The organism is Phyllobacterium sp. RCAM01083, assembly GCF_055685835.1.
In genome coordinates, this window is sequence record NZ_JBVFZN010000005.1 from 17,598 (window position 1) to 42,580 (window position 24,983).

The window sequence follows — 24,983 nt, forward strand, 5'->3', positions numbered from 1 at the left end:
CGGCTGTCCCTCCCGATATTCCATCTGAACTGTTACCAGCCTCATACCGGTGCAGCAACCCGGGATGTTGCGGCCCGGCCTTCGTTTTCACGAAGGTGCTCGTTCGGTGGTTGTCATCGTTGCACGGGCAGTCTAACAGTGAATAAAACAATCCGGGGTTGGTATTTATTGTAATGACAAGTGCCTCTTCTCTTTCCGTTGCAGGAAAGACCATTGCGGTAACAGGCGGGTCCTCAGGTCTGGGGCTCAGGATGGTTCATGTGCTTGCCGCGCATGGTGCGAATGTTGTCTCCATTTCGCGCACGCCCGCGCCGGACAATGAGCACAGCCCCAATATTCTCAATATTATTGCCGATGTGACTGTTGCCGACGATATCGAGCGCGCGTTCGACGAGGCCGAGCAGAAGCTTGGAACGGTCACGGTGGTTTTCAACAATGCCGGTGTCGCCACGATGGAACGGGCGCTCACCACGACGCGCGAACAGCTGCGGCATATTTTTGAAGTGAACGTCGAGGGCGCGTTTTTCATCGCGCAGGAAGCGGCCAAACGGATGATTGCCGCCGGGGTCGGCGGATCGATCGTCAATTCCTCCAGCATCCTTGCCGATGCGCCGGTCAAGGGGTCCGCGGGCTATGCCATGTCGAAGGCGGCGATCAGCCAGATGACCCGCTCCCTGGCGCTGGAATGGGCGTCGCATGCGATTCGGGTGAATGCCATTGCGCCGGGATGGTTTCCGACGCGCCTCAACGAATCCATCATGAGCGGCCCGGCGCACGGATTCCTCAAGGGCAAGAACCCGATGCGCCGTCTCGGCGAGCCTGAGGATATCGATGGCACCGTTCTGCTGCTCGCCTCTGATGCCAGCAGCTATATCACCGGCACTGTCATCACCATCGATGGCGGCCACAGCCTGCAGGGTTAAATTCGTTCCGCTTCATTGTTGTTGGTGCGCACCGCAAGAACAAAGACCAGCAGCGCGAAGACGGCGGCATCGCGCCACAGGACCGGAAAATATCCGCCCCACAGGGATTCGACGATACCGACAGCCGCCGCGCCCAATGCCGCGTGCAGCGGTCTCGACAGGCCTCCGGCGGCGGTGATGAACAGGATCTTCAGACCGAAGATCATGCCGGTATTGAAGCTGACATTGCCGTAGTACAGCGCTGCGAGAAAGCCGGCGAGGGCGCAGACCGCACAGGCGGCAAGGATTGCCCGCGTCCGCACGCGGCGCGGATCAATCCCGCACATGGACGATGCAAACGGCTCGTCGCTCACCGCACGCCATATCCGCCCTGCGGATGTGCGCTGCATGATCAGTTCACCGGAGGCGATGACGATCAGGGCCACGCCGATGTTGACGAGTTGAATCTGTGTCAGGCTGATGTCGACGGCCGCGCCCAGCACGTGCACCGGGTCGGCCAGCATGGGCGGAAGCCAGTAGTCCCTGGTATCGGCGGCAAGGCGCGACAGTTCCATCAGGAAAATGCTGAGGCCGAGCGTCGCCACCAGAATCGTGTTCCTGTTCCCGGCCTCGAGCGGCGTGTAGATCAGTCTGGCGATGGCATAGCCGCCGAGCCCGACATACACCGCGGCAACGGCCAGCCCGAACCCGAGCGCCAGCGGCAAGGTCATCCACAGGACCGTCCAGCCGAACGCCGTGGCCAGGATGAATGTCTGGCCTGAAAAGGCAAACAGGGCGCCGAGCGACAAATCCGTTCGATGGGTCAGCCCGTGGATCAGCACATAGCCATAGGCCAGCAGCGCATAAAGCGCGGCGTTGTGGATGCCATTGATCAGCAATTGAAGAAAATAGGCCATCGGTCACCCGCAGATTTCCTTATATACTAACTTGCAAAATTGATTTTACCAGTTAGAATTTCGCCATGACCTTTGACTGGAATGCGCATCGATTCAGTGGCGGCGTGCTGGCTCTCGACCTGGCCAATACGGTGGTTTTTCGTGACGCGCCCGACCGCGCGCTGGACCGGTTTTCAGACCGTTCGGAACTGCGGGGATTTGCCGAAGCGGCGGCGCAATTCCGGCAGGCGGAGTGGGGCGATGCCCGCTTCCACCCGCCGGTGCAGCCAGCACAGATCAACCGGCTTATCGATGTGCGTGAAGCCATCAATGCGCTCTTTCGCACGGCCGTGCGGGGTGGAGGGCTCCCGCCGGCAAACATGGCGGCATTTCTGCAGCTTGGCTCGGCGCTGGTGTGCGATGAACCAGGCAGACAGGATCTGGCGTTGCCGGGCGCGGGCAAGGGCGAACGCGACCTGTCGCTCGGCACCGCCGCTTTCCTGTCCGCCATGCGGCTTCTGGAGCCGGCGCGGCTGGAGCGGATCAAGATCTGCCCGAACTGTCATTGGCTTTATCTCGACGAAAGCCGCAACCGCAGCCGCCGCTGGTGCGATATGACCGTATGCGGAAACCGGGCCAAGGCGCAAAGACACTATCGCCGCAATCGCGAACCATCGGAATCCGGTCATGGATAAGAGCATGAATCACTGGCGCCGGCTTGTCCTGTTGCCTGTACTGGCGGGTGTATTGGCCTTGGGGGCCTGCCGCGATTCGGGCGAGGGGGATTACCTCGCCGTTGCCGGAAAGCTGTTTGTCTTCAACTACCGGATTGCCCAGGCAACCTATCATCTGACGCTGACAAAGGTCCGCAAGGTGCCGGGTGATGCCGTGCTCGAGACCACCTTTGAAAACCCGGCCGGAGGAGAGCCTTTCATTGTCCGGCAGAATGTCTGGCCCGCAGCCGAAAAGATTTCGGTCGACAGTCCGCCGGTCAAGTGCGTGAAGGCCGATCGCGGCTACAAGGTAACGATCCGTCTCAGGGATGCCGGAGGCAAGCTGCTGCAGACAATCGACCGGACGATGATATCGGACACGGATGAATCGGTGCTGCCCAACAGGCCGCTGGTCGTCGGTCCGTTCTACGATCCCAACCCGGACAAGGACAAGCCCGACAGCGATGCTGTTGCCTGTCCGGCGTGATCCCTGGTGCCAGGGGGCAGCCATACACGGGATGGCGGTTTCATGGCGCCCACGCAGTCGCTTTAGGAATTGGTAATTGTGTTTCCCATTTGATAAATATCAGTTTGACATGGGGGGCAAATAAATATTCTAAATGCATGCCTCATACATAATCTGAGTATCGTTGGCGTTTGTTCGAAAGTATTCGTTAACGTATCCAATTATGGGTACAGTTATTCACGGACATTTTGATGAAAATTGAACGCAACGAGAGTATTTTTCTCGAAATTTTGTTCCTTCGCACGCTTTATGCGAACAAGAAGGCTGTCTGGTGGACCTCGGTCATCCAGATTCTTGCGACATTGGTTATTTATGTCAAAACCGATCATCCCATTTATGCGGCCTTTGCCCTCGCATTCTTCTTGATTGTCCTTGGGCGTACTGCAAACGCCAGCGCATTCGAACGAAAAGATCTTTCGTCCGCCACCATGGCCGATTTGCGGACATGGGAGTGGCGCTATCTCCTCGGGGCCATCAGCACGTGCATCCTGCTCGGCCTGCTTTGTCTGGTCAGTATCTACGTTCTCGCGGACGCCTCGGCTGCCATCACCAGTGTCGCAATCGTCGTCGCGTCGATGGTGGCGCTGGTGACGCGCAACTACGTTTCGCCGACGGTCGTCATCGGCATGTCCATTGGCATTCTGGCACCGCTGTTCCTGACATTCGTGCTCCTGGGCGGCATTTACAACTGGCTGCTGGCGCTGCTGATCCTTCCCTATTTCTGGAGCAATATCCGGATCGCATCCAAGCTGCGGCAATCGCTCTGGGATGCACTGCTGGGCAAACAGCAACTGAGCGTCGTTGTCAGCCACTTCGACGCCGCGCTAAACGGCATGCCGCAAGGGTTGCTGATGTTCGACCGCAACCAGACAATCACCGTTGCCAATATGAAGGCGGCGAAAATGATGGGCTTTGACGAGCCGGAGCAGGTTCACGGCCATTCCCTGCAAAGCCTGCTGCGGCTTGCCCGGGTCAAAGCCTATTTTCCCGAGGAGACGCAGGCTTCGTTGTCCGGCAAGATGCAGGACCTGCTCAGCGGGCGCAAGGAGCGCGACATGTTCATGTCTCCTGCCAAGCGCCATTATGAATTCACGGCAACGCCGGACCCGCAGCATGGCACGGTACTCATTTTCCAGGATGTGACCCGGCGGGCGGAAGCGGAGGCGCAGATCAGCCGCATGGCGCGCTATGACAGCCTGACGGGCCTGCCCAATCGCAGCCAGTTCGCCGAGATTGCCAGGACCTATACCGATGGCATCGAGCCGGGCACGCAGATCGCGCTGATGGTTGTCGATGTCGACGGTCTGAAACGGACCAATGACACGTTCGGCCATCGCATTGGCGATGAATTGCTGCGCGCCTTTGCCGACCGGCTTGCCTCGATCGACGTGACGCATCCGGTCATTTCGCGCTTCGGCAGCGATGAATTCGTGCTGCTGTTTTCGGCCGCCACGCGCGATGACGTGCTGCAGAGCGTGGAGCGCATCATGGCGGCCATATCGGGGCAGTACACCATCTCCGGCCATGACATCCTGACCGGCGCGCATGCGGGTGTGGTGATCGTCTGCGCGGCGGAGTTTGATCTTGCGGTCATGCACATGAATGCCGATCTGGCGCTCGATGTCGCCAAGAAGGACAGCCAGAAACAGTGGGTGGTTTTCGTCGAGACGATGGACCATTCCTTCCGCAGCAAACAACGGCTCAAGTCGGATTTGCGCAAGGCCATTGCCGAGGGCACCCTATCGGTCGCCTATCAGCCGATCATCAATGTCCGTACCCTGCGCATGGTCGGGTGCGAAGCGCTTTCGCGCTGGAACCACCCGGAATACGGGCCGATTTCCCCGGCGGAGTTCATTCCCATGGCGGAAGAGATGGGGCTGATCTCGGATTTGACCCAAAACGTTGTGGAACAGGCGATCAAGGATTGCAGCCTTTGGGGGTCGCGGATTGCGGTCTCCATCAACCTGTCGTCGCACGACCTGCAGAACATGGACATGGCCGACATCATCCGTTCTGCCCTGCATCGCCACAATGTAGAGCCGGAACTGATTGAAGTCGAGGTGACGGAAGGCGCGATCATTACGGACCGCGAGGCAACGGGAGGCGTTCTCCAGAGCCTCAAGGCCATGGGGTTGCAGGTTGCCATCGACGACTTCGGCACCGGCTATTCCAGCCTGAGCTATCTGAAGGATCTGCCGGTCACCAAGGTGAAGATCGACCGCTCCTTCATCACCGATATCACCGAGGAAGGCCGTTCCCTGAAGCTTCTGCGCGGCATCGTGCAGATGACGCATGAGCTGGGCCTGTCCGTGACAATCGAGGGCCTGGAGACGCGGGAACAGTTTGCCTTGATCAACCGCTGGATCGGCGCCGAATATGTGCAGGGGTTTCTCTATGGCGCGGCCACCACGGCGGAGAATATCGCCAAGAACTTCGATATCGAGATGGTGCAGTTGCCGGTGAAGCCGCGAAACAGCGAGATCGCGGCGGCCAGCTGACCGGGCGGCAGCGGCAACTGCCGCGCCATGTTCTGCGCGCTTGTGCTTGACCTGCTCCCGATCTTGTCGAAAACTCCCGCCGCTGACAAAGCCAGACTCAACAGGAAAGTATCGCTGTCATGATTGCACAAATTGCCATTGCGCCGCTCGTCGCGCTGATCGCCGGGATCATCATCCTGATCGCGCCGCGCCTGCTCAATTACGTGGTTGCGCTCTATCTCATCATCATCGGTGTGACCGGACTTTTCCCGCATCTGCTCAGCTGAGTGCAGCGGGAAGAAAGGCCCGGCCGGTAAAATCAGCGCAGTTGCCATTTTTATCGATTGAGAGGCTTTTCAGCGACTATCTGCGCATTGCGCTGCCGCGGGCTTTTCGCTATTGCCAATAGGACTAAGACTTTATGAGGTTTGAAGATGGCTGAACATCACGACACGGCGCCCGCAGAACTGGGTGCACCCATGGACTACAACGAGCATGAAAAGACGTATGATCTGTTCATTGCTCTTTCAAAATGGGGTGCGGTTGTCTGCATCGCTTTGGTAGCTGCGATGGCGTTCGGCTTTTTCGCTGGCGGGTTCTTCTCCGCAACTATTCTGTTTATTCTTATTTGCGTTGCTGCCTGGTTCGTTCTGTAAACACGCTCCATCAGCGTTGTTCATGAGCCGGGCGGATAATCCTGTTGACATCCGCTTGCATGAGCGGGCCCATCACCAGGATTGCCAATCGTCATAGCGGGGCAGGCGCGCTGGTCTTCGGGCCACTGCCTGTATAGTGGCAACATGCTTGGGGGTGAGGGCTTGGCTCAGACACTGTTCATACCGAAAGAGACCGACGTAAATGAACCGCGGGTTGGCGGTTCGGCGGAAACGGTCAAGAAACTGATCGGTCTTGGTTTTTCAGTCATTGTGGAAGGCGGCGCGGGTGTCCTGTCCCGCATTCCGGACCGCGAATTCGAAGCGGCGGGCGCGACCATCGGCAAAACCGCCGACATCCGCAATGCCGATGTCGTTCTGAAAGTCCGGCGTCCATCCACGGCTGAGCTCAAATCCTACAAAAAGGGCGCTGTCGTCATCGCCATGCTCGACCCTTACGGCAATGATGCTGCCGTCAAGGAACTGGCGGATGCGGGTGTCACCGCCTTCACCATGGAATTCATGCCGCGCATCACGCGGGCGCAGGTCATGGACGTGCTGTCGAGCCAGGCTAACCTTGCCGGCTATCAGGCGGTGGTCGATGCGGCCGGGGAATATGACCGGGCCCTGCCGATGATGATGACGGCGGCCGGCACCGTTCCTGCGGCCAAGATCTTCATCATGGGCGTCGGCGTTGCCGGTCTGCAGGCGATTGCCACGGCGCGCCGCATGGGCGCCGTCGTCACCGCGACGGACGTGCGCCCCGCCGTGAAGGAACAGGTTGCTTCGCTCGGTGCGAAATTCCTCGCTGTCGAGGACGACGAGTTCAAGGCGGCTGAAACCGCCGGCGGCTACGCCAAGGAAATGTCGAAGGAATATCAGGCAAAGCAGGCGGCGCTGGTTGCCGACCATATTGCCAAGCAGGATATCATCATCACCACGGCGCTCATTCCCGGACGGCCCGCACCGCGGCTCGTCACCCGGGAAATGTATGCGCGCATGCGTCCCGGCTCGGTCATTGTCGATCTCGCGGTCGAGCGCGGCGGCAATGTCGAAGGGGCTGTGGCGGGCAAGACCGTCGATGTCGACGGTGTGAAGATCGTCGGTCACCTCAATGTCGCCGGCCGCATCGCAGCGACCGCCTCGCAGCTCTACGCCAAGAACCTCTTGGCGTTCGTCGAGACGCTGGTCGACAAGGATGCCAAGGCCATCAAGATCAATTTCGATGACGAGCTGGTCAAGGCAACCGTGCTGACCCATGACGGCAAGGTGGTTCATCCGAACTTTGCCGCAGCGGCTGCCGCACCGGCGGAGGCAAAGGCGGAGCCCAAGAAGGTTGCGGCCAAGGCTGCGCCGAAAAAGGCCGCCGCACCCAGGAAAACCGCGCCCAAGACGGCCGCCCCCAAAAAGACTGAAGGAGAGGCGTGATGGCTGATACCGCACTCGAAAAAGCGCTTGATAGTCTCAATCAGGCGGCCGAAACGGTTCGCCAGGTTGCGGAAAACATGCCGGAAGCAGCCGGTGCCGCGGCCCATGCGGTGACCGGCGGTGCCGTCGATCCCTTCGTCTTCCGCCTCGCGATCTTCGTGCTGGCGATCTTTGTCGGCTATTACGTGGTCTGGTCGGTAACACCGGCCCTGCACACGCCGCTGATGGCCGTCACCAACGCCATCTCGTCGGTTATCGTCGTCGGTGCGCTGCTTGCGGTCGGCCTGTCGGCCAGCGGCTTTGCCACCGGCTTCGGCTTCATCGCCCTGGTGCTTGCCAGCGTCAATATCTTTGGCGGCTTCCTTGTGACCCATCGCATGCTCGCCATGTACAAGAAAAAAGAAAAGTGAGACCTGGGCAATGAGCGTAAATCTCGCAGCTTTTCTTTATCTTGTCTCCGGCGTCCTGTTCATTCTGGCGCTGCGCGGCCTGTCGCATCCCACCACAAGCCGTCAGGGTAATTTCTACGGCATGATCGGTATGGGCATATCGATCCTCACCACACTCACCCTTGCCGAGCCGAGCTTCCGTGGTCTTGGCCTGATCGTCATCGGTCTTGCCATCGGCGGCGGCGTTGGTGCCTATACGGCCAAGCGCATCGCCATGACGGCCATGCCGCAGCTGGTTGCCGCCTTCCACTCGCTGGTCGGTCTGGCCGCCGTCATGGTGGCTGCGGCGGCCATCTACTCGCCCAACTCCTTCGGGATCGGCGAAGTCGGCTCCATTCACGGGCAGGCGCTGGTGGAAATGTCGCTGGGTGTCGCCATCGGTGCGATCACCTTTACCGGCTCCATCATCGCCTTCCTCAAGCTTGACGGCCGCATGTCCGGCAAACCGATCATGCTGCCGGGCCGCCATGTGCTCAATGCGGGCCTCGCGATTGCCATCGTCGTGCTGGTCGTGGCGCTGGTGATGAGCGAAAGCCATTTCGTCTTCTGGCTGATCGTCCTGCTCTCGCTGGTTCTGGGTGTGCTGATCATCGTGCCGATCGGCGGCGCCGACATGCCCGTCGTGGTGTCGATGCTCAACTCCTATTCAGGCTGGGCTGCGGCCGGTATCGGCTTCACTCTCGGCAACCTGGCGCTGATCATCACCGGCGCGCTGGTGGGCTCTTCCGGTGCCATCCTGTCCTACATCATGTGCAAGGGCATGAACCGCTCGTTCATCTCGGTCATCCTCGGCGGCTTCGGCGGCGAGACCGGTGGTGCTGCGGCCGGTGAAGTCGAACAGCGCCCGGTCAAGCAGGGCTCGGCCGACGATGCCGCCTTCATCATGAAGAACGCCTCCAAGGTCATCATCGTGCCGGGTTATGGCATGGCGGTGGCGCAGGCCCAGCACGCCCTGCGTGAAATGGCCGACAAGCTGAAGGCCGAGGGTGTGGAAGTCAAATATGCCATCCATCCGGTCGCGGGCCGTATGCCCGGTCATATGAACGTGCTTCTGGCCGAAGCCAATGTTCCCTATGACGAAGTGTTCGAGCTGGAAGACATCAACTCCGAGTTTGCGCAGGCCGACGTGGCTTTCGTCATCGGTGCCAATGACGTCACCAACCCGGCGGCAAAGACCGATCCGAAATCGCCGATCTTCGGCATGCCGATCCTCGATGTGGACAAGGCCGGTACGGTTCTGTTCATCAAGCGCGGCATGGGCTCCGGCTATGCCGGCGTCGAGAACGAGCTGTTCTTCCGCGACAACACGATGATGCTGTTTGCCGATGCCAAGAAGATGGTCGAAAACATCGTCAAGGCGCTGGATCACTGATCCGGTTGCCTCCGACATATCAACTGAAAGCCCGCCGCATCGGCGGGCTTTTTCATTTCAAGGTCTGTTGGATTGTCCGCTGAATCTTTTGCTCAAACGCCGCCAGCCGGGCAGGGGCCAGTTTCTCGCAATTGTAGAGCGACAGCATGGAGAAGCGCGCCTTGGGTGCGCAGGTGCCGATGATGGCCGTGCCGAGAATACGGCGCACCGGACGGAACATGATCAGCCGGTCGATCCACCAGGGCGATCCGAGCGTGGTGATGGCGATACACGCGGTCATGGCGTTGAGACGGGGGATCATCCGGCCGAAGTCCGGCGCATGGTCGTAGGCGGTGCCGGGCACGAAGACCCGGTCGATCCAGCCCTTCAGGATGGCAGGCAGTCCGAACCACCAGGTGGGAAAAACCAGGATGAGCACATCCGCATTCTGCAAGGCGGCGGAGTCGTCCGTGACTTCGGAGGCATCGTATTGCGTGGTGTAGTAGCTTTGCCTTTCCGCGGGCGAAAGCCTGGGATCAAAACCACGCTGATAAAGATCGAACAGCTGCAGTTCATGCGGTGACGCGGCAATCTCAGCCGTCACCAATGCGGTCAGGTGCCCGCACAGGCTTTCTTTCAGGGGGTGAGCGGAAACAATGACGAACCGCTTCATGGGATGGGATCAGGAGCGCGTGCGCGCCAGGCCATCAAGGGCGGGCTTGTACTTGGGATCGAGCTGCGCTGCCTTGGCGTAGGATTTCGCCGCGCGGGCCTTGTCGCCGCGATGCTCGTAGATCAGCGCCTGATTGGCCCAGCCCTCGGCAATCGTGCCGTCCAGCTTGATCGCATTGTTGAAATCGTCAAAGGCGTTGTCGTCATCGCCCATGGCCACATAGGAAATGCCGCGGCCATTATAGGGCTCGGCGGCATCGGGCTGCAGCGAGATCGCCGTGGAGAAATCTTCGATCGCCTGCTTGTGCTGGCCGCGCGCCTGATAGATCAGGCCGCGATTGTGATAGGCGCGGGGATCGGTGGTGTTGAGCTGGATGGCCTGCTGGAAATCGCTGAAGGCGCGGTCGAGCTGTCCCGACAGGCGGTAGAGATTGCCGCGGCCGATATAGGCGGCGTCATATTGCGGATTGATCTGGATGGACTTGCTGTAGTCCGCTGCCGCCTGGGCCGTATTGCCCATGTTGCGGTAGACCAGCGCGCGGTTCGCATAGGCCTGGTAGAAATTCGGATTCAACTGCAGCGCCGTGTTGAAATCCTTGATCGCGTCGCTGTTGCGGCCGGCCCGGCCGAAAGCGGAGCCGCGCACATTGTAGGCTTCGGGATCACGGGGATTGCTGCGGATGACGCTGTCGAGCGAACTGATGTTCTCGGAAGACCCTTGCGCCTTGTCGATCCCGGTCATGTCGCTGGTCGAGGTCTGGCACCCGGCAACAGCCAGGGTGAGAACCGAAGCGATCACCAGTCCGGTGGTGCGCAACGCCTTGAATACCGATTGCGGGTCGCGATACGAAACCATTTCAAGTGAATGTGTCATACTCTTGGTATCCCGTTCAATCGAAAACGCAAAAAGGGCGGTGTGACGCAAGCCACTCCACCCCGTTATTGTGTCAAGGCGTTAATAAATGCTGATCAACGAGCCGCAGAAGCGCGGACCGGTGCCTTGCGTGCTGGCATTGGCAGAAGACCTTCGCGCTGTGCCTGCTTGCGGGCAAGCTTGCGGGCGCGGCTGATGGCTTCTGCCTTCTGGCGGGCGCGCTTGATCGAGGGCTTCTCGTAATGATCATGCATCTTCATTTCGCGGAACATGCCTTCGCGCTGCATCTTCTTCTTGAGAACGCGGAGAGCCTGATCAACATTGTTTTCGCGTACGAGTACCTGCACGTTTTATCCTGTATCTCTTAGAATTTCGTTGAGCTTGAATCCGAACCCATATCCTTGGTCAGTGGGTCAGCAATCCAAACTTCGCGACGGTCATCCATCGCAAACTGACGAGGCCATTATCAGAATGGCAATGGAATGTCCATGGTGAAGCTGTTTAAAATGGCGGATATTCTTCCCCGCCGCCGGTTCACGCGCCCGTGCAATTTTAGAATAACCGGCACGGAACGCCAATCTCCGTCGCAAAATGGCAAAAGACCTTTGAGCGGATGCGTTACTGATGCATAAAAGTGCGATCCTGCGCTTGAAAATCGATGTCGATTTCAGGACAGGATACGGCTCTCGCAAATCGTGGAACAAAACGCTCTGCCAAGGTCACCGGTACGGCCGAAAGCTCTGCAAAGGATTGAATGATGCGGAAATATTCAGTGTTTGCTTTGGCCCGCGAGGCATTGCGTGCCCACAAGGGGTGGGAGCAGCAATGGACGTCGCCCGAACCCAAGTCGGAATATGACGTCATCATTGTTGGCGCTGGCGGACATGGTCTTGCCACCGCCTACTACCTGGCGAAGGAACATGGCATCACCAATGTCGCAGTTCTGGAAAAGGGCTGGCTGGGCGGCGGCAACACCGGCCGCAACACCACGATCATCCGGTCCAACTATCTCTATGACGAATCGGCCGGCATTTACGAACATGCGGTGAAATTGTGGGAGGGCCTGAGCCAGGACCTCAACTACAACGTCATGTATTCGGCGCGCGGCGTGATGATGCTGGCGCACAATATCCACGACGTCCAGGTGTTCAAGCGCCATATCCATGCCAACCGGCTGAACGGCATCGACAATGAATGGCTGACGCCGGAACAGGTCAAGGAATTCTGCCCGCCGATCAACCTCTCCGCCGATGCGCGTTATCCCATCATCGGCGCGGCCCTGCAGCGGCGCGGCGGCACCGCCCGTCACGATGCCGTCGCCTGGGGCTATGCCCGCGCGGCTGCCGATCGCGGCGTGCATATCATCCAGAACTGCGAAGTCACCGGCATTCGCCGGGCGGCCAATGGCGCGGTTGTCGGCGTCGATACCAATCGCGGCCCGATCAATGCCAAGAAGGTCGGTGTGGTGGCCGCCGGTCATACCTCGGTGATCATGAACATGGCCGGTGTGCGCATGCCGCTGGAAAGCTATCCCCTGCAGGCGCTGGTGTCCGAGCCGGTCAAGCCGCTGATTCCGTGCGTGATCATGTCGAACACCGTGCACGCCTATATCTCGCAGTCCGACAAGGGCGAAATGGTTATCGGCGCGGGGACGGACCAATATACGTCCTATTCCCAGACCGGCGGGCTGCACATCATCAATCACACGTTGGACGCGATCTGCGAAATGTTCCCGGTGCTGACGCGGCTGAAAATGCTGCGGTCCTGGGGCGGCATCGTCGACGTGACGCCGGATCGTTCGCCGATCCTCGCCAAGACGCCCGTCCCCGGTCTCTACGTCAATTGCGGCTGGGGAACCGGCGGGTTCAAGGCAACGCCCGGCTCCGGCAATGTGTTCGCCCATACGATCGCCCGCGACGAGCCGCACCGGATCAATGCGCCGTTCACGCTCGAGCGCTTCACCACCGGGCGCCTGATCGACGAAGCCGCCGCCGCCGCCGTGGCGCACTGACAGATTCAAGAAACGAGACGACGACAATGCTTCTCATCAAATGCCCCTATTGCGAAGAAGAGCGCCCGGAGCTGGAGTTCCGCAACGCGGGTGAAGCGCATCTCGTGCGCTCCCCGGCCATATCGGAACAATCGGACGAAGACTTTGCCGCCTTCCTGTATTTCCGCCAGAACCCCAAGGGGCTGCAGTTCGAGCGCTGGCGGCATATCCATGGCTGCGGACGCTTCTTCAATGCCGTGCGCGATTCCGTCTCCGACAAGTTCCTGACCGTCTACAAGGCGGGCGAACCGCGCCCGGATGTCGAAACGCTTCTCAATCCGGAAACCGTTTCCGATGCTGAACCTGCAAAGAAACGCGCCCCCCGCGCCAAGAAAGGGGAGCTGTAAGCCATGAGCATTCCATCCCACTCCGGAAGCAACCGTATTGCCGGTGCCGGCCGCCTGGTTCCGGCGAAGACCGTCCGGTTCACCTTTGACGGGCAGAGCCTGACGGGTCTTGAAGGCGACACGCTGGCCTCGGCGCTGCTGGCCAACGGCATTCATCTGGTCGGCCGTTCGTTCAAATATCACCGTCCGCGCGGCATTCTTTCCGCAGGCAGCGAAGAGCCGAATGCGCTTGTCGATGTCGAGCGGGACAAATCCCGCAAGCAGCCGAACGTACGGGCGACCGTGCAGGAGATCTATGACGGGCTGAAGGTCAAGTCGCAGAACCGCTGGCCGTCGCTGACCTTCGACGTCGGTGCGATCAACGATGTGTTCTCGCCCATGCTGCCCGCAGGCTTCTACTACAAGACATTCATGTGGCCGAAGTTCGCATGGAAAACCATCTACGAGCCAAAGATCCGCGCGGCGGCCGGCCTTGGTGTTGTTCCGGGTGAAGCCGATACGGACCGCTATTCCAACCGTTTCGCCCATTGCGATGTGCTGGTGGTCGGCGGCGGCGCTGCCGGTCTTGCCGCTGCGCTCAGCGCCGCGCAAACCGGTGCCCGGGTCATCCTCTGCGATGAGCAGGCGGAAGCGGGCGGCGCACTGCGCTACGAGACCGATGTGACCATCGATGGCAAGCCGGGTTATGACTGGGCGACGGAAACGCTGGCATCCCTGCGCGCCATGGACAACGTCACGGTTCTCACCCGCACCACGGCGTTCGGTTACTACGCCCAGAATTTTGTCGGCCTTGTCGAGCGGATCAGCGACCATCTGAGCAATCCCGGCTCCGACATGCCGAGGGAGCGCCTGTGGCAGGTGCGTGCCAGGAAGGTCATCCTGGCGACTGGCGCCATCGAACGGCACATGGTTTTCGCCAACAATGACCGTCCCGGCATTCTGCTGGCTTCGGCGGCGCGCGCCTATCTCAACCAGTATGGTGTCGCGGTCGGCCGCAAGGTCGGCGTCTACACGGCCAATGATTCCGCCTATGCGGCGGCGATCGATCTGAAGCGCGCCGGCGTCGATATCCCTGTCATCGTCGACACGCGTGACAATCCATCCTCGCCGGTGATCGAGGAAGCCCGTTCGCTTGGCATCGACGTCGTGACCGGTCATGCGGTGTTCAGCGCCGGCGGCAAGCGCCGCGTCTCCTCCATCAGCATCCGCCCCAACCGGGGCGGCAGCGAGCGCAAGGTGGTGGTCGATGCGCTGATCATGTCGGCAGGCTGGACGCCCTCCGTGCACCTGTTCTCGCAGTCGCGCGGCAAGGTGGCATGGGATGCCGCCAATGAGCGGTTCCTGCCCGGCACCTGTGCGCAGGATTGTGTCTCGGTCGGTGCCTGCAATGGCAGCGACGGGCTGCAGCAGGCGCTGGACGAAGCCGTTGCCGCAGGCGGCAAGCTCGCCGGCGAGACCGGTTTCAACGGCAAGACCAAAACACTCAAGGCAACGGGCGGAACCGACTGGGTTCTCGGCATGATCGGCTCCGCGCCGGGTGCCGGTGCCGATACGACGGTCAAGGCTTTCGTCGATTTCCAGAACGACGTGACCGCCAAGGACGTGCGCCTTGCGGTGCGCGAAGGCATGCATTCCATCGAGCATGTCAAGCGCTTCACCACCAACGGCATGGCCACCGATCAGGGCAAGACATCCAACCTGCACGGGCTGGCCATTGCCGCCGAAGCGCTCAACCGGCCGATCCCGGCCGTTGGCCTGACAACTTTCCGGGCGCCGTTCACACCGGTGACTTTCGGCGCGATCGTCAACCATGCACGGCATGACCTGTTCGATCCGACCCGCCGCACGCCGATGCATGCGTGGCACGCGGCACAGGGCGCGGCCTTCGAGGATGTCGGGCAGTGGAAGCGCGCCTGGTATTATCCGCAGGCAGGCGAAGACATGCATGCGGCGGTGAACCGCGAATGCGTCGCCGTGCGCAACCAGGCCGGTATCTTCGACGCCTCGACACTCGGCAAGATCGAAGTGGTCGGGCCCGATGCGGCCAAATTCCTCGAACTGCTCTACACCAATCCATGGGAAAAACTCGGTGTCGGCCGCCTGCGCTATGGCATCATGCTGCGCGAAGATGGTTTCATCTATGATGACGGCGTCGTTGGCCGCCTGACCGAGGATCGCTTCCACGTGACGACGACGACCGGCGGTGCGCCGCGCGTCATGAACCACATGGAAGACTATCTGCAGACGGAATTCCCGCATCTCAATGTCTGGCTGACCTCGACAACCGAGCAATGGGCCGTCATTGCGGTGCAGGGGCCGAAAGCCCGCGAGATCATCGCGCCGCTGGTGGAAGGCATCGATCTTTCCAATGAAGCCATGCCGCATATGAGCGTGCGGGAAGGCAGGATCTGCGGTGTGCCGACACGGCTGTTCCGCATGTCCTTCACCGGTGAAGCGGGCTATGAAATCAACGTGCCTGCCGATTATGGCCGGGCCGTCTGGGACGCCGTCTACGAGCGCGGCAAGCCGCTGGGCCTGACGCCCTATGGCACCGAGGCCATGCACGTGCTGCGCGCCGAGAAGGGATATATCATCGTCGGCCAGGACACGGACGGCACAGTGACGCCGCAGGATGCGGGCCTCACCTGGGCCATCGGCAAGAACAAGACGGACTATGTCGGCATTCGCGGCCTGTTGCGCCGCGACCTGGTGGCGGATGGCCGCAAGCAGCTGGTTGGCCTGAAGACCAGAGATGCCCATGTGGTGCTGGAGGAGGGCGCGCAGATCGTCGCCAATCCGAACCAGCCCGTGCCGATGACGATGATCGGCCATGTGACATCCTCCTACTGGTCGCAGAATTGCGGCCGGTCGATTGCCATGGCTTTGGTGATCGACGGAACAAAGCGGCTCGGCGAAACGCTGTATGTGCCGATGCCCGATGGCGTGATCGAAGTGGAAGTGACCGGAACGGTGTTCTTCGACGAAAAGGGAGAACGGTTGAATGGCTGACCTTGCTCAAACGGCGCAGCGTGCGCATCCATTGCAGACCGGCCATGCCGGGGTCGGGTCCGTATCGGTAACCCTTGCTGATAACGCCACCCGCGTTTCGCTGCGGGCGCGGCCCGATGCGGTGGCGACGCTGTCCAAGGCGCTCGGCCTTTCCCTGCCGCTGAAGCCGAAGACAACCACCAGTCAGGGCAACCGTGCGGCCCTGTGGATCGGTCCGGATGAATGGCTTCTCATCGATGCGGACGGCAGTTCGCTGGTGGCCGATCTTGCCAAGGTGAAGGTGCTGCATTCCGCCGTCGACGTCTCCCATCGCAATGTCGGGATCATTGTCTCCGGCCGGGGTGCCGATGCTGTTGTCAATGGCGGTTGCCCGCAGGACCTGTCGCTCGGCGCCTTTCCGGTCGGCGCGGCCTCGCGCACGGTGCTCGGCAAGATCGAGATCGTGCTGTGGCGGACGGCCGAGGACACGTTCCGGGTTGAATGCTGGCGCTCCTTCTCCGGCTATGCCTACAGCTTTCTGCAGGAATCAGCGCGGGATGTGGCTGTCTGATCATACGACTTGAGCCGGCCCACTCATTTGTGCGTGGTTCGACAAGCTCACCATGAGGGAGACGGAGGATTGCGGGGAGCCATATTCTGCAACGGTCCCGATTAGCTTTGCAGCCAATCCATCTCCGTCATGGTGAGCTTGTCGAACCACGCACATTGCGTAGTGCAACGGCGATCTTTTTTTGCCGAATGCGCGGGTATTTGACAGCCCCGCGTAATAATAGTGTGCAGATTGATCGCCGGTGAAGTTATCGATCACAATTGCGCCGTGCTTTGCCATAATGAGAATGCCGATGGCTGCCGATTCGCGCGGTCGCGTCGCGAGAGTGGTTTATGGCTGTCAAAAAGCGCCTTGTTATCAATTTTACAGGCTATGAAGGTCTGCATCCCGATGCGGTGCGCGGGCGCTATCTCAATGCCTCGGCCGATTTCAACACGCTCTGGCACACGAAAACCAAAGCGGGGCCCATGCAGCCGGAGGGGCCGAACATCGCCTCGATGCAGCTTGATACAACCGGGGCGAACTGGACGGTCGAAACCGAGTTCTGCCAGTACGGCACGGCCGATATCTTCGATGCCTATTCCGCGCGCAATGTCGTAACGCGCTTTGCCACCGGCCTGATGGCGTTTCTCGATATTCTCATCACCGGCACCTTCTGGCGGTATCTGCGCACAAGCTGGCGGTTCTGCATCTTTTTCATGTGGCCGTTTGCGTTGACCTGTTTCATTTCGCTGGTCGCGCTGCTGATCGGGCTTGGACCATTGTTTGGCGGTTTCAGCGCCTACCACATGTTTTGGACCATTCCCCTTGCGCTCGCCATCGCCCGCCTCCTGATCCGCTGGCCGGGGGAAAAGGTATTCCTTTCCTACCTCTTGGATGACTGGGCGGCGGCGTCAGACCGGATTTACCGCCGCAGTCCGGCTTTGCTGGAACGGCGCAAGGCTTTTGCCGACCACCTGACCGAGAAGCTGCGGGAGAGCGGCGCGGACGAGGTGGTCATCATCGGGCACAGCCTGGGTACCGTGCCGGCTGTCGAGGCCATTGCCGATGTCTGGCGCAGTGCGCCGCAGCTCATCAGGCAGCAGCCGGTTTCGCTGGTGGCAACCGGCTCGTGCCTGTTGATGATCGCCTTTCATCCGCGTGCAACGGATTTGCGGGAAGATGTGCGGGTTGTCCTGCAGGATGCGCCGGTTCTGTGGGCGGAATATCAGACCATCGCGGATATCGTGCATTTCTACCGGTCGAACCCGGCGGCGGCGCTGGGGATAACCCCGCGCACCGAACTGCTGATCCGGCGTATCCGGTTCAAGCACATTCACAGTGCCAAGCGCTATGCGCGTGCCAAGAAGAATTTTTTCAAGATGCACCTTCTGTTCCTGAAGGGCGCGCAGATCCGCAATGCCTACGATATGGGCATGTTCGTGCAGGGGCCGTTTGCCTTCCAGGATCTGGCCGTGCGTGACAGTGCGCCGCCGCTGGACGATGCCGGGCGGCTTGTCGAGGCGATCCGCGCCTGATCAGTCCATTTCCGGCGGATGCTCGAGCACGGCAATCGTCAGCCAGTTTGCAACGAGTGCCGGTTTGATCGAGCCTTCGATTTCCAGGGTGACTTCGTAGTTGTTGAGCACACGGCCGGACGGGCGGATATCCGCATCCACCAGCTTGAAGCGGGCACGCACCTGCTTGCCGGATTTGACCGGCGCCATGAAGCGCACCTTGTCGAAACCGTAATTGATGCCCATCGTCGCGCCTTCGATCATCGGCAATGCCTCATAGGCGAGCGTCGACAGCAGCGAGATGGTCAGGAAGCCGTGGGCGATGGTGCCGCCGAACGGCGTTTCCTTGGCCGCACGCTCCGGATCGGTATGGATGAACTGGTGATCATCGGTCGCATCGGCAAACTTGTCGATCATGTCCTGGCTGACCACGCGCCATTCCGAACAGCCGATTTCTGTGCCGACACCGGCCTTCAACTGCTTGAGCGTGATAGCGTTCTTCATGGTTCCAAGGCTTTCCGAAAATTGGATCAGATCATCGATGGGGCTGTCGATAGACTTTTATGAACCAAATGTCATCCCTTGCGCGCTGCCGTATTGTTTCAAAGCCGGAACTCACCGTTATGATCAGCTCGTCAGAACGCCGGAGGGCCTTGCACCTTCCTGCTTGACGCCAGTTCAATATGGGCAAGCATGCCTCTGATCAGCGTATCGAAGATCAGCCGAAAGCGGTGTGAAGACCGCAGGTTTTCGTGCATGGCGATCCAGGTGGGAAGTATGATCGAAAACGCGTCGGGCAGCAGGCATACGAGGTCAGGATTTGCCTGGCCGAGACTGTCCTGGCATATGCCGATGCCAATTCCTGACCGGATAGCGGCGAGTTGGGCCAGATTGTTGTCCGTGCGATAGCTGAACTTAAGCTCATGCGGCATCGGAAAACGTTTCTCGATGCTGCGTATGAAGGCGGTCTGCCTGTCGAACCCGATGAGCCGGTGATTTTTCAATTCTGCCAGCGTACGGGGCGCGCCGTACCTGACAAGATAGGCACGGTGCGCGTAAAGCCCGAGCGAGATGCCTCCAACATTGCGCACAAGCAGCGCCTCCTGTGTGGGCTCTGCCATTCTGACAGCAATATCAACCTCGCGGTTCAAGAGATTTTCGACCGTATCGGAGGCGGATAACTCGATCTGCAAGTCGGGATATGTCTCAAGCAGCGGCGCGAGTATCTGTGGAAGAACCTCGGTGCCGATAACCTCGCTCGCGCCGATGCGTACCGTGCCTTCCACCGCGTCACGCTGTGCTGTTGCCAGACGGACAAGTGCTGCGGCATTGGCAGCCATGGCGGCAGCGTAGGGTTGCAGTTCCAGCGCGGCATCGGTTGCAAGCAGGCCGTTCGGCGAGCGGGTGAAGAGCTGGGCGCCAATAAGGTCTTCCAGCGTGTCGATATGCCGTCCCACGGTAGGCTGTGTCAAGCCGAGCTCACGTGCCGCTGCCGACAGTGAGCCGTGCCGGATGACATGAAGAAAAGTCCAGTAAAGATCCCAGTTCGGCATCTGTTGCATTATTTATGTATAGCCAGTCAAGGAATTTTGTCAATTTTGTTTATCGTATTGCTGGTGCATTGTTGGCGAGACAACGGAGAAAATGCACATGCAATCAACAGAACAGAAGATGGCGCTTGTATTGGGCGCAACAGGTGGCATCGGTGGTGCGGTAGCACGCAACCTCCTGAAGCGAGGCTGGCATATCAAGGCCCTGACGCGCGACATCGGCAAGGCCGGGAAAACCGCGGGTGATTTCGAATGGATTGCGGGTGACGCCCTCAATCCGGTGGATGTCAGCAAGGCAGCAGAGGGCGTGTCCCTGATCGTCCATGCCGTCAACCCGCCCGGATACCGGGACTGGGAGAAGCTTGTTGTGCCCATGCTCGACAATACCATCGCGGCGGCAAAGCAGGTGGGCGCCCGCGTGCTTCTGCCCGGCACTGTCTATAATTTCGGACCCGATGCCTTTCCGGTTCTGGCTGAAGACAGTCCGCAACATCCCGTCACGCGAAAAGGCAGGCTGCGTGTCATGATGGAGCAGCGTCTGAAGGATGCTTCCGCATCCGGTCTCGACGTCCTGATCGTCCGCGCTGGTGATTTCTTTGGCCCGAAGGCCGCAAACAACTGGTTCTCGCAAGGGCTTGTCACGCCGGGAAAGCCGGTATCGCTCGTCAGCAACCCTTCAAGGCGCGGCATCGGACATCAATGGGCGTTTCTTCCCGATGTCGCTGAAACAATGGCCCAACTGGTCGACCGGGCCGAAACCCTTCCCCGTTTCGCGGTCTATCATATGGAGGGCTTCTGGGATGTGGACGGCATGCAGATGGCAGCCGCCATCAGGCGTGTGGTTGGCCGCCCGGTGAAGGTCAGATCGTTTCCATGGTGGATCGTGCCGATCATGGCACCCTTCAATGCATTCATGCATGAGTTGAAGGAGATGCGGTATCTGTGGAAGCAACCGCTGCGCATGACGAACACGCGTCTGGTTGGCATACTCGCGGCCGAGCCAAGGACACCGATCGATGAGGCAGTACGGCAGACACTGGCTGACCTCGGCTGTCTCTGACAGCCCGGGTTGCCTTTGGCGGGTTTCGCCGTCACGCGGCAAAACTGCCACGAACCGCAGATGCAAAACAGAATATGGTTCAGGGAAGTTCGGATGGTGGGCGTGACAGGGATTGAACCTGTGACCCCTACGATGTCAACGTAGTGCTCTCCCGCTGAGCTACACGCCCATCCGACAGGGGCGCATACACCATATTGATTCCGGTCCGTCAATAGGGTTGGAAGAAGTTATCAGGCTTTCTTCACCGGAGCAGGCAGATAGGGCCTTTGATCAGGCCGCTACCAGCATTTTTTCGATCTCATTGACGAGATCGCGCAGGTGGAAAGGCTTGGAAAGCACTTTCGCATCCTTCGGCGCTTTCGAATCGGAATTCAGCGCCACGGCAGCAAAGCCGGTGATGAACATGATTTTCAGGTCCGGGTCGATTTCCGACGCACGGCGTGCCAGCTCGATGCCGTCCATCTCCGGCATGACAATGTCGGTGAGCAGCAGTGAAAACGGCTCTTCGCGCAACCGGTCATAGGCGCTTGCGCCGTTGTCGAAAGGCGTGACGTGATATCCTGCCTTCTCCAGCGCCTTCACCAGGAAGCGCCGCATGTCATTGTCATCTTCTGCTAGCAGGATTCTCTTCATCAGTCCGTCCGAATTGTCTGTCGCCTGATCATCCCCAGACAGGCGCCCCATCATGCTTAACAAGACGCTTTTTTGGTAAAGATCGCGTGAATGATTTGCTGAAAATAAGGGGGAACCCCGGAAAAGTCGAGCAAGATCGCAGCCGGGCGATCGAAGAATGCACCTGGTCCGGTCAGCCCGGAAAAGTTCCGCTGCCTTTGGCGGCTGATCAATTCCCTCCGGGGCGAAGTTGCTCTAAAGTAACGGCATATTCAAGCAAACCGTCGAAGTGAATGATGACCCTCGAGCGCGATTTCCCTGACAAGCTGCCCTATGAACTGCGCCGGCCGGCTGACCAGCGTATTCCGTTTGTGTTCAATTCGCCGCACAGCGGTCAGGTTTATCCGCCGGCCTTCCTGCAGCAGTCGCAGCTCGATGCACAAACGATTCGCCGCTCGGAAGACTGTTTTGTCGATCAGCTCTTTGCTGCCAGCGTCATGCTCGGTGCGCCGATGCTGGTGGCGCATTTCCCCCGCGCCTATCTCGACGTCAACCGCGAGCCCTATGAACTCGACGCGAAGATGTTCAGCGATTCGCTTCCCTCCTATGCCAATGCAAATTCGGCCCGGGTTGCCGGCGGTCTTGGTACCGTTCCGCGCCTTGTCGGCGAAGGGCAGGAAATCTACGCGCAGAAACTGCCCGTCGAGGAAGCGCTCGGCCGCATCACCACGATCTACAAGCCCTATCATGCGCTGCTTGCCGGGATGCTGGTGGAAACGCGCAGCCGTTTTGGCTATGGCGTTCTCGTCGATTGCCATTCCATGCCCACCGGCATCCGGTTTCCGGAAAGCGGCCTGCGCCCGGATTTCATCATCGGGGACCGGTTCGGCACCAGCTGTTCGCCGGAATTGACGCACACCGCCATCCACCTCCTGCGCGAGATGGGCTATGCGGTGGCGCACAACAAGCCCTATGCGGGCGGTTACATCACCGAGCATTACGGGCGTCCGCTCAAGCGCTTCCATGCATTGCAGATCGAGGTCAATCGCGGCCTCTACCTCAATGAGCACAACTACGAGCGCAAATCGGGCTTCGGGCAACTGCAGCGCGATATCAGCCAGTTCCTGGCCGATCTCGTTTCGCTGCCGGACTTCCACTTCCTCGATGTGCCGCTCGCGGCGGAATAAGGTCTTGTTGCTGTTGCCCGTCTGCAAACAAAAAAAGACCGCGCAAGTGCGCGGTCCAAGTCTAGGGAGGAAACGCCCAAGGAGGGCATAGACAGGTCACCCCGTCTGTTAACCAATCTATGCTGCATCGCACAAATGTCAAGTGATTTGTGCGTTTTTTTAAGCACGATAATTATGTGCCTAAAAAAAATGCAATAATTTAGCCGACAATGCAGGTAAATGAGAAAATTTTGATCGCGAGGAACCATTTTGGCCATTGAACTTTCGTTTTTGCGGCGGATTGCCGAGGTTGCAGCAGCGCAGACATTGCCCCGCTTTCGCACCGTTTCGTCCATCGACAACAAATATCAGGTGGGATTCGACCCGGTCACCGAGGCCGACAGGGAAGCCGAACGGGCGATTCGCGCGCTGATCAACAGCACCTTTCCCGCTCACGGCATCATGGGCGAGGAGTTCGGTTCGGAAAATCTCGACGCTTCGCATGTCTGGGTGATCGATCCCATCGACGGCACGCGCGCCTTCATTTCAGGCCTGCCGGTGTGGGGCACGCTTGCGGGCTTGACCATCGATGGCGATGCGGTGGCCGGCGTCATGGCGCAGCCCTTCACCGGTGAGCTGTTCATGTGCGACGGCACGGCATCCTATTACGAGGGGCCGGGTGGCGCGCGCCAGCTGAAAACCCGGCAGAATCCGGACATCGCCCAGGCCACGCTGTTCACCACGACACCCGCCCTGTTCAAGGACAAGAAGCGCGAGGCCTATGACCGCGTGGAGCGCAGCGTGCGCATGCCGCGTTACGGCGCCGACTGCTACGGCTATGCCATGATTGCCGCCGGTTTCGTCGATCTGGTGGTGGAGACCGCCTTGCATCCCTACGATATCGTTGCGCTGGTGCCGATCATCGAAAAGGCGGGCGGTGTCATCACCAATTGGGATGGCGGCCCGGCGGAAAAAGCCGGCGATATCGTGGCCGCGGGCTCAAAGGAACTGCACGCGCAGGCGCTGGAGCTTCTCAACCGCTGAAAGTTCACATCTCCGTGGCCTGTTCGTTCTCGATTCCGGCCATGTCGCCGCCGGTTCCGGGAATGAAGGCATCGAATGCCGCGAAAAACTGTTCGCGGTAAAAATCCTTCTCCTGCAGGATTTCATGCTTGGCGCCGTCGATGGTGATCAGTGTCGCATTGCGCAATTGCAGGGCGAACCGTTCGATTGCCGGGGTGGACACAACGCTGTCGGCCCCGGCGGCGACGACAAGGCTGGGGATGCGGATCGCCTCGATATAATCGGGATTCGTCACGCGTTTGATCGCCTTGGCCGCCGAGGCGATCCATCCGGCGGTCGGGCCGCCAATGGCGAGCTCCGGCGCGGTTTTCACTATTTCGCTGTTGCGCAGGTAGCGCGCGGCGTCCGATGTAACCTCGTTGAGGGCGAAGGGTTTGATCACCGGCTTGCCGCCGCGGATATACATCCCGCCGAGACCGGTCAGCCGCAGGCTATTGGCGACGGCGCTGAGCAGAATCTTGCCGAGCCGGCTGCCGTTGACGTCGAGAAGCGGCACCATCAACACCATGCGGCGGATGCGGTTTGCCAGGGCGGGCGCGGCGAGAAGCGCCGCCAGCGCGCCGGTGGAATGGGCCAGCACGTAAAACGGTCCGCGGCAGTCGGGCAGGAGCACGCTTTCGAACAGCAGCTCCAGGTCGGCCGCATAATGGTCGAAACTGCGGACATGGCCGCGCAGCGGGTCCTTCAGCAGGCGGCTTGATCCGCCCTGGCCGCGCCAGTCGAAGGTGGCCACGGCAAAACCCCGCTTGGCAATGTCACGGATGGTCTCGAAGTATTTTTCAATGCATTCGTTGCGGCCCTGCAGGATGATCACGGTGCCCTGGACGGGATGGGTGGTGGCGGGGAAAATCGCGTAGCGCAGCTGCCTGCCGCCCTTGAGCGGCAATGCGGCAACGCGGGCATCCTGCGGTGTCGGATTGGCGGCTGTTTCGACAAGCGGATGGGTCATGAATACCGGTCAGTCCTCGTCCCGCCCATGGGGGGATCACACGGGTGCGTTTGCATCTTTTGATAAAATGCATGGCAATAAAGGTCAAACCGGGTTCTCGTAAAAACAAAAAAATGACCGGAAACCCTTGGGAGGGCTTCCGGTCAGTACATTCCAGGCGGAAGGGACGT

General features: G+C 59.9%; 25 protein-coding genes and 1 tRNA gene. 17 read left to right on the forward strand and 9 right to left on the reverse strand.

The window, feature by feature from the left end; all coding sequences use genetic code 11:
• Positions 1-173: 173 nt before the first annotated feature.
• Positions 174-923, forward strand: coding sequence for an SDR family NAD(P)-dependent oxidoreductase (locus ACZ25R_RS06845; RefSeq protein WP_464661476.1), 750 nt, complete (start codon positions 174-176; stop codon positions 921-923).
• Here the strand turns inward: ACZ25R_RS06845 and ACZ25R_RS06850 are convergent.
• Positions 920-1,819 carry a branched-chain amino acid ABC transporter permease gene (locus tag ACZ25R_RS06850; protein ID WP_472460542.1) on the reverse strand — a complete coding sequence of 300 codons (900 nt, stop codon included), beginning with the start codon at positions 1,817-1,819 and terminating at the stop codon, positions 920-922. The two genes, ACZ25R_RS06845 and ACZ25R_RS06850, sit on opposite strands and share 4 nt — an antisense overlap.
• A 65-nt stretch (positions 1,820-1,884) precedes the next feature.
• Between ACZ25R_RS06850 and ACZ25R_RS06855 the strand changes: the two genes are divergently transcribed.
• The 8 genes from ACZ25R_RS06855 (at position 1,885) to ACZ25R_RS06890 (ending at position 9,416) form a co-directional block, all read left to right on the forward strand.
• The gene (locus tag ACZ25R_RS06855) at positions 1,885-2,493 is read left to right on the forward strand and encodes a CGNR zinc finger domain-containing protein (protein WP_223615944.1); all 609 of its coding nucleotides are present in this window, start codon (positions 1,885-1,887) and stop codon (positions 2,491-2,493) included.
• Entirely contained in the window at positions 2,486-2,998 is a 513-nt protein-coding gene (locus ACZ25R_RS06860; protein ID WP_472460543.1) for a hypothetical protein, read from the forward strand. The genes ACZ25R_RS06855 and ACZ25R_RS06860 overlap by 8 nt, the downstream gene beginning before the upstream one ends.
• 230 nt (positions 2,999-3,228) lie before the next feature.
• Positions 3,229-5,535 (forward strand): putative bifunctional diguanylate cyclase/phosphodiesterase, encoded by a 2,307-nt coding sequence (locus tag ACZ25R_RS06865; protein ID WP_472460544.1) that lies wholly within the window; start codon positions 3,229-3,231, stop codon positions 5,533-5,535.
• 119 nt (positions 5,536-5,654) lie between these two features.
• Complete coding sequence (locus tag ACZ25R_RS06870; RefSeq protein ID WP_091878304.1) at positions 5,655-5,801, forward strand: DUF3096 domain-containing protein; 147 nt, start codon at positions 5,655-5,657, stop codon at positions 5,799-5,801.
• A gap of 147 nt (positions 5,802-5,948) precedes the next feature.
• Positions 5,949-6,170, forward strand: coding sequence for an aa3-type cytochrome c oxidase subunit IV (locus ACZ25R_RS06875; RefSeq protein ID WP_223615947.1), 222 nt, complete (start codon positions 5,949-5,951; stop codon positions 6,168-6,170).
• Positions 6,171-6,332: 162 nt separating this feature from the next.
• Positions 6,333-7,595, forward strand: a complete 1,263-nt coding sequence (locus ACZ25R_RS06880; RefSeq protein ID WP_472460545.1) for a Re/Si-specific NAD(P)(+) transhydrogenase subunit alpha — start codon at positions 6,333-6,335, stop codon at positions 7,593-7,595.
• On the forward strand, positions 7,595-8,005 hold the full coding sequence (locus tag ACZ25R_RS06885) for an NAD(P) transhydrogenase subunit alpha part 2 (RefSeq protein ID WP_223615949.1): 411 nt from the start codon (positions 7,595-7,597) through the stop codon (positions 8,003-8,005). Before ACZ25R_RS06880 ends, ACZ25R_RS06885 begins: the two co-directional genes overlap by 1 nt.
• Before the next feature lie 10 nt (positions 8,006-8,015).
• On the forward strand, positions 8,016-9,416 hold the full coding sequence (locus ACZ25R_RS06890; protein ID WP_223615950.1) for an NAD(P)(+) transhydrogenase (Re/Si-specific) subunit beta: 1,401 nt from the start codon (positions 8,016-8,018) through the stop codon (positions 9,414-9,416).
• Between the two features lie 52 nt (positions 9,417-9,468).
• Here the strand turns inward: ACZ25R_RS06890 and ACZ25R_RS06895 are convergent, their stop codons facing one another.
• From ACZ25R_RS06895 to rpsU, 3 genes are all read right to left on the reverse strand, one after another.
• A complete protein-coding gene (locus ACZ25R_RS06895) occupies positions 9,469-10,068 on the reverse strand; it encodes an NAD(P)H-dependent oxidoreductase (protein WP_472460546.1) in 600 nt (199 codons plus the stop codon).
• A gap of 9 nt (positions 10,069-10,077) precedes the next feature.
• Entirely contained in the window at positions 10,078-10,923 is an 846-nt protein-coding gene (locus ACZ25R_RS06900; protein ID WP_288194351.1) for a tetratricopeptide repeat protein, read from the reverse strand.
• A gap of 113 nt (positions 10,924-11,036) precedes the next feature.
• Entirely contained in the window at positions 11,037-11,288 is a 252-nt protein-coding gene (gene rpsU, locus ACZ25R_RS06905; protein WP_099997993.1) for a 30S ribosomal protein S21, read from the reverse strand.
• 410 nt (positions 11,289-11,698) lie between these two features.
• Between rpsU and ACZ25R_RS06910 the strand changes: the two genes are divergently transcribed.
• From ACZ25R_RS06910 to ACZ25R_RS06930, 5 genes are all read left to right on the forward strand, one after another.
• Positions 11,699-12,952 carry a sarcosine oxidase subunit beta gene (locus ACZ25R_RS06910; protein WP_223615952.1) on the forward strand — a complete coding sequence of 418 codons (1,254 nt, stop codon included), beginning with the start codon at positions 11,699-11,701 and terminating at the stop codon, positions 12,950-12,952.
• A gap of 26 nt (positions 12,953-12,978) precedes the next feature.
• Positions 12,979-13,338, forward strand: coding sequence for a sarcosine oxidase subunit delta (locus ACZ25R_RS06915; RefSeq protein ID WP_223615953.1), 360 nt, complete (start codon positions 12,979-12,981; stop codon positions 13,336-13,338).
• Between the two features lie 3 nt (positions 13,339-13,341).
• Positions 13,342-16,347, forward strand: coding sequence for a sarcosine oxidase subunit alpha (locus ACZ25R_RS06920; RefSeq protein ID WP_472460547.1), 3,006 nt, complete (start codon positions 13,342-13,344; stop codon positions 16,345-16,347).
• Positions 16,340-16,897 carry a sarcosine oxidase subunit gamma gene (locus tag ACZ25R_RS06925; protein ID WP_472460548.1) on the forward strand — a complete coding sequence of 186 codons (558 nt, stop codon included), beginning with the start codon at positions 16,340-16,342 and terminating at the stop codon, positions 16,895-16,897. Before ACZ25R_RS06920 ends, ACZ25R_RS06925 begins: the two co-directional genes overlap by 8 nt.
• 332 nt (positions 16,898-17,229) lie before the next feature.
• Entirely contained in the window at positions 17,230-18,414 is a 1,185-nt protein-coding gene (locus ACZ25R_RS06930; RefSeq protein WP_472460549.1) for an alpha/beta hydrolase, read from the forward strand.
• On the opposite strand, the gene ACZ25R_RS06935 is transcribed toward ACZ25R_RS06930, so the two are convergent.
• A complete protein-coding gene (locus ACZ25R_RS06935; RefSeq protein ID WP_223615957.1) occupies positions 18,415-18,897 on the reverse strand; it encodes a MaoC family dehydratase in 483 nt (160 codons plus the stop codon). It lies immediately after the preceding gene.
• Positions 18,898-19,028: 131 nt separating this feature from the next.
• Positions 19,029-19,955 (reverse strand): LysR family transcriptional regulator, encoded by a 927-nt coding sequence (locus tag ACZ25R_RS06940; RefSeq protein ID WP_472460550.1) that lies wholly within the window; start codon positions 19,953-19,955, stop codon positions 19,029-19,031.
• Between the two features lie 88 nt (positions 19,956-20,043).
• On the opposite strand from ACZ25R_RS06940, the gene ACZ25R_RS06945 reads away from it, so the two are divergent.
• Entirely contained in the window at positions 20,044-21,003 is a 960-nt protein-coding gene (locus ACZ25R_RS06945; RefSeq protein ID WP_472460551.1) for an NAD(P)H-binding protein, read from the forward strand.
• Positions 21,004-21,097: 94 nt separating this feature from the next.
• Here the strand turns inward: ACZ25R_RS06945 and ACZ25R_RS06950 are convergent.
• A tRNA-Val gene (locus tag ACZ25R_RS06950) sits at positions 21,098-21,172 on the reverse strand.
• Between the two features lie 101 nt (positions 21,173-21,273).
• On the reverse strand, positions 21,274-21,636 hold the full coding sequence (gene cpdR / locus ACZ25R_RS06955) for a cell cycle two-component system response regulator CpdR (protein ID WP_091878276.1): 363 nt from the start codon (positions 21,634-21,636) through the stop codon (positions 21,274-21,276).
• Positions 21,637-21,911: 275 nt separating this feature from the next.
• Between cpdR and ACZ25R_RS06960 the strand changes: the two genes are divergently transcribed.
• On the forward strand, positions 21,912-22,802 hold the full coding sequence (locus ACZ25R_RS06960) for an N-formylglutamate amidohydrolase (RefSeq protein ID WP_223615960.1): 891 nt from the start codon (positions 21,912-21,914) through the stop codon (positions 22,800-22,802).
• A gap of 249 nt (positions 22,803-23,051) precedes the next feature.
• Positions 23,052-23,825: a histidinol-phosphatase gene (gene hisN / locus ACZ25R_RS06965; protein WP_288194345.1), complete on the forward strand. Its 774-nt coding sequence runs from the start codon at positions 23,052-23,054 to the stop codon at positions 23,823-23,825.
• A 4-nt stretch (positions 23,826-23,829) separates the two neighbouring features.
• On the opposite strand, the gene ACZ25R_RS06970 is transcribed toward hisN, so the two are convergent.
• Positions 23,830-24,813, reverse strand: a complete 984-nt coding sequence (locus tag ACZ25R_RS06970) for an alpha/beta fold hydrolase (RefSeq protein ID WP_472460552.1) — start codon at positions 24,811-24,813, stop codon at positions 23,830-23,832.
• Between the last annotated feature and the right edge of the window lie 170 nt (positions 24,814-24,983).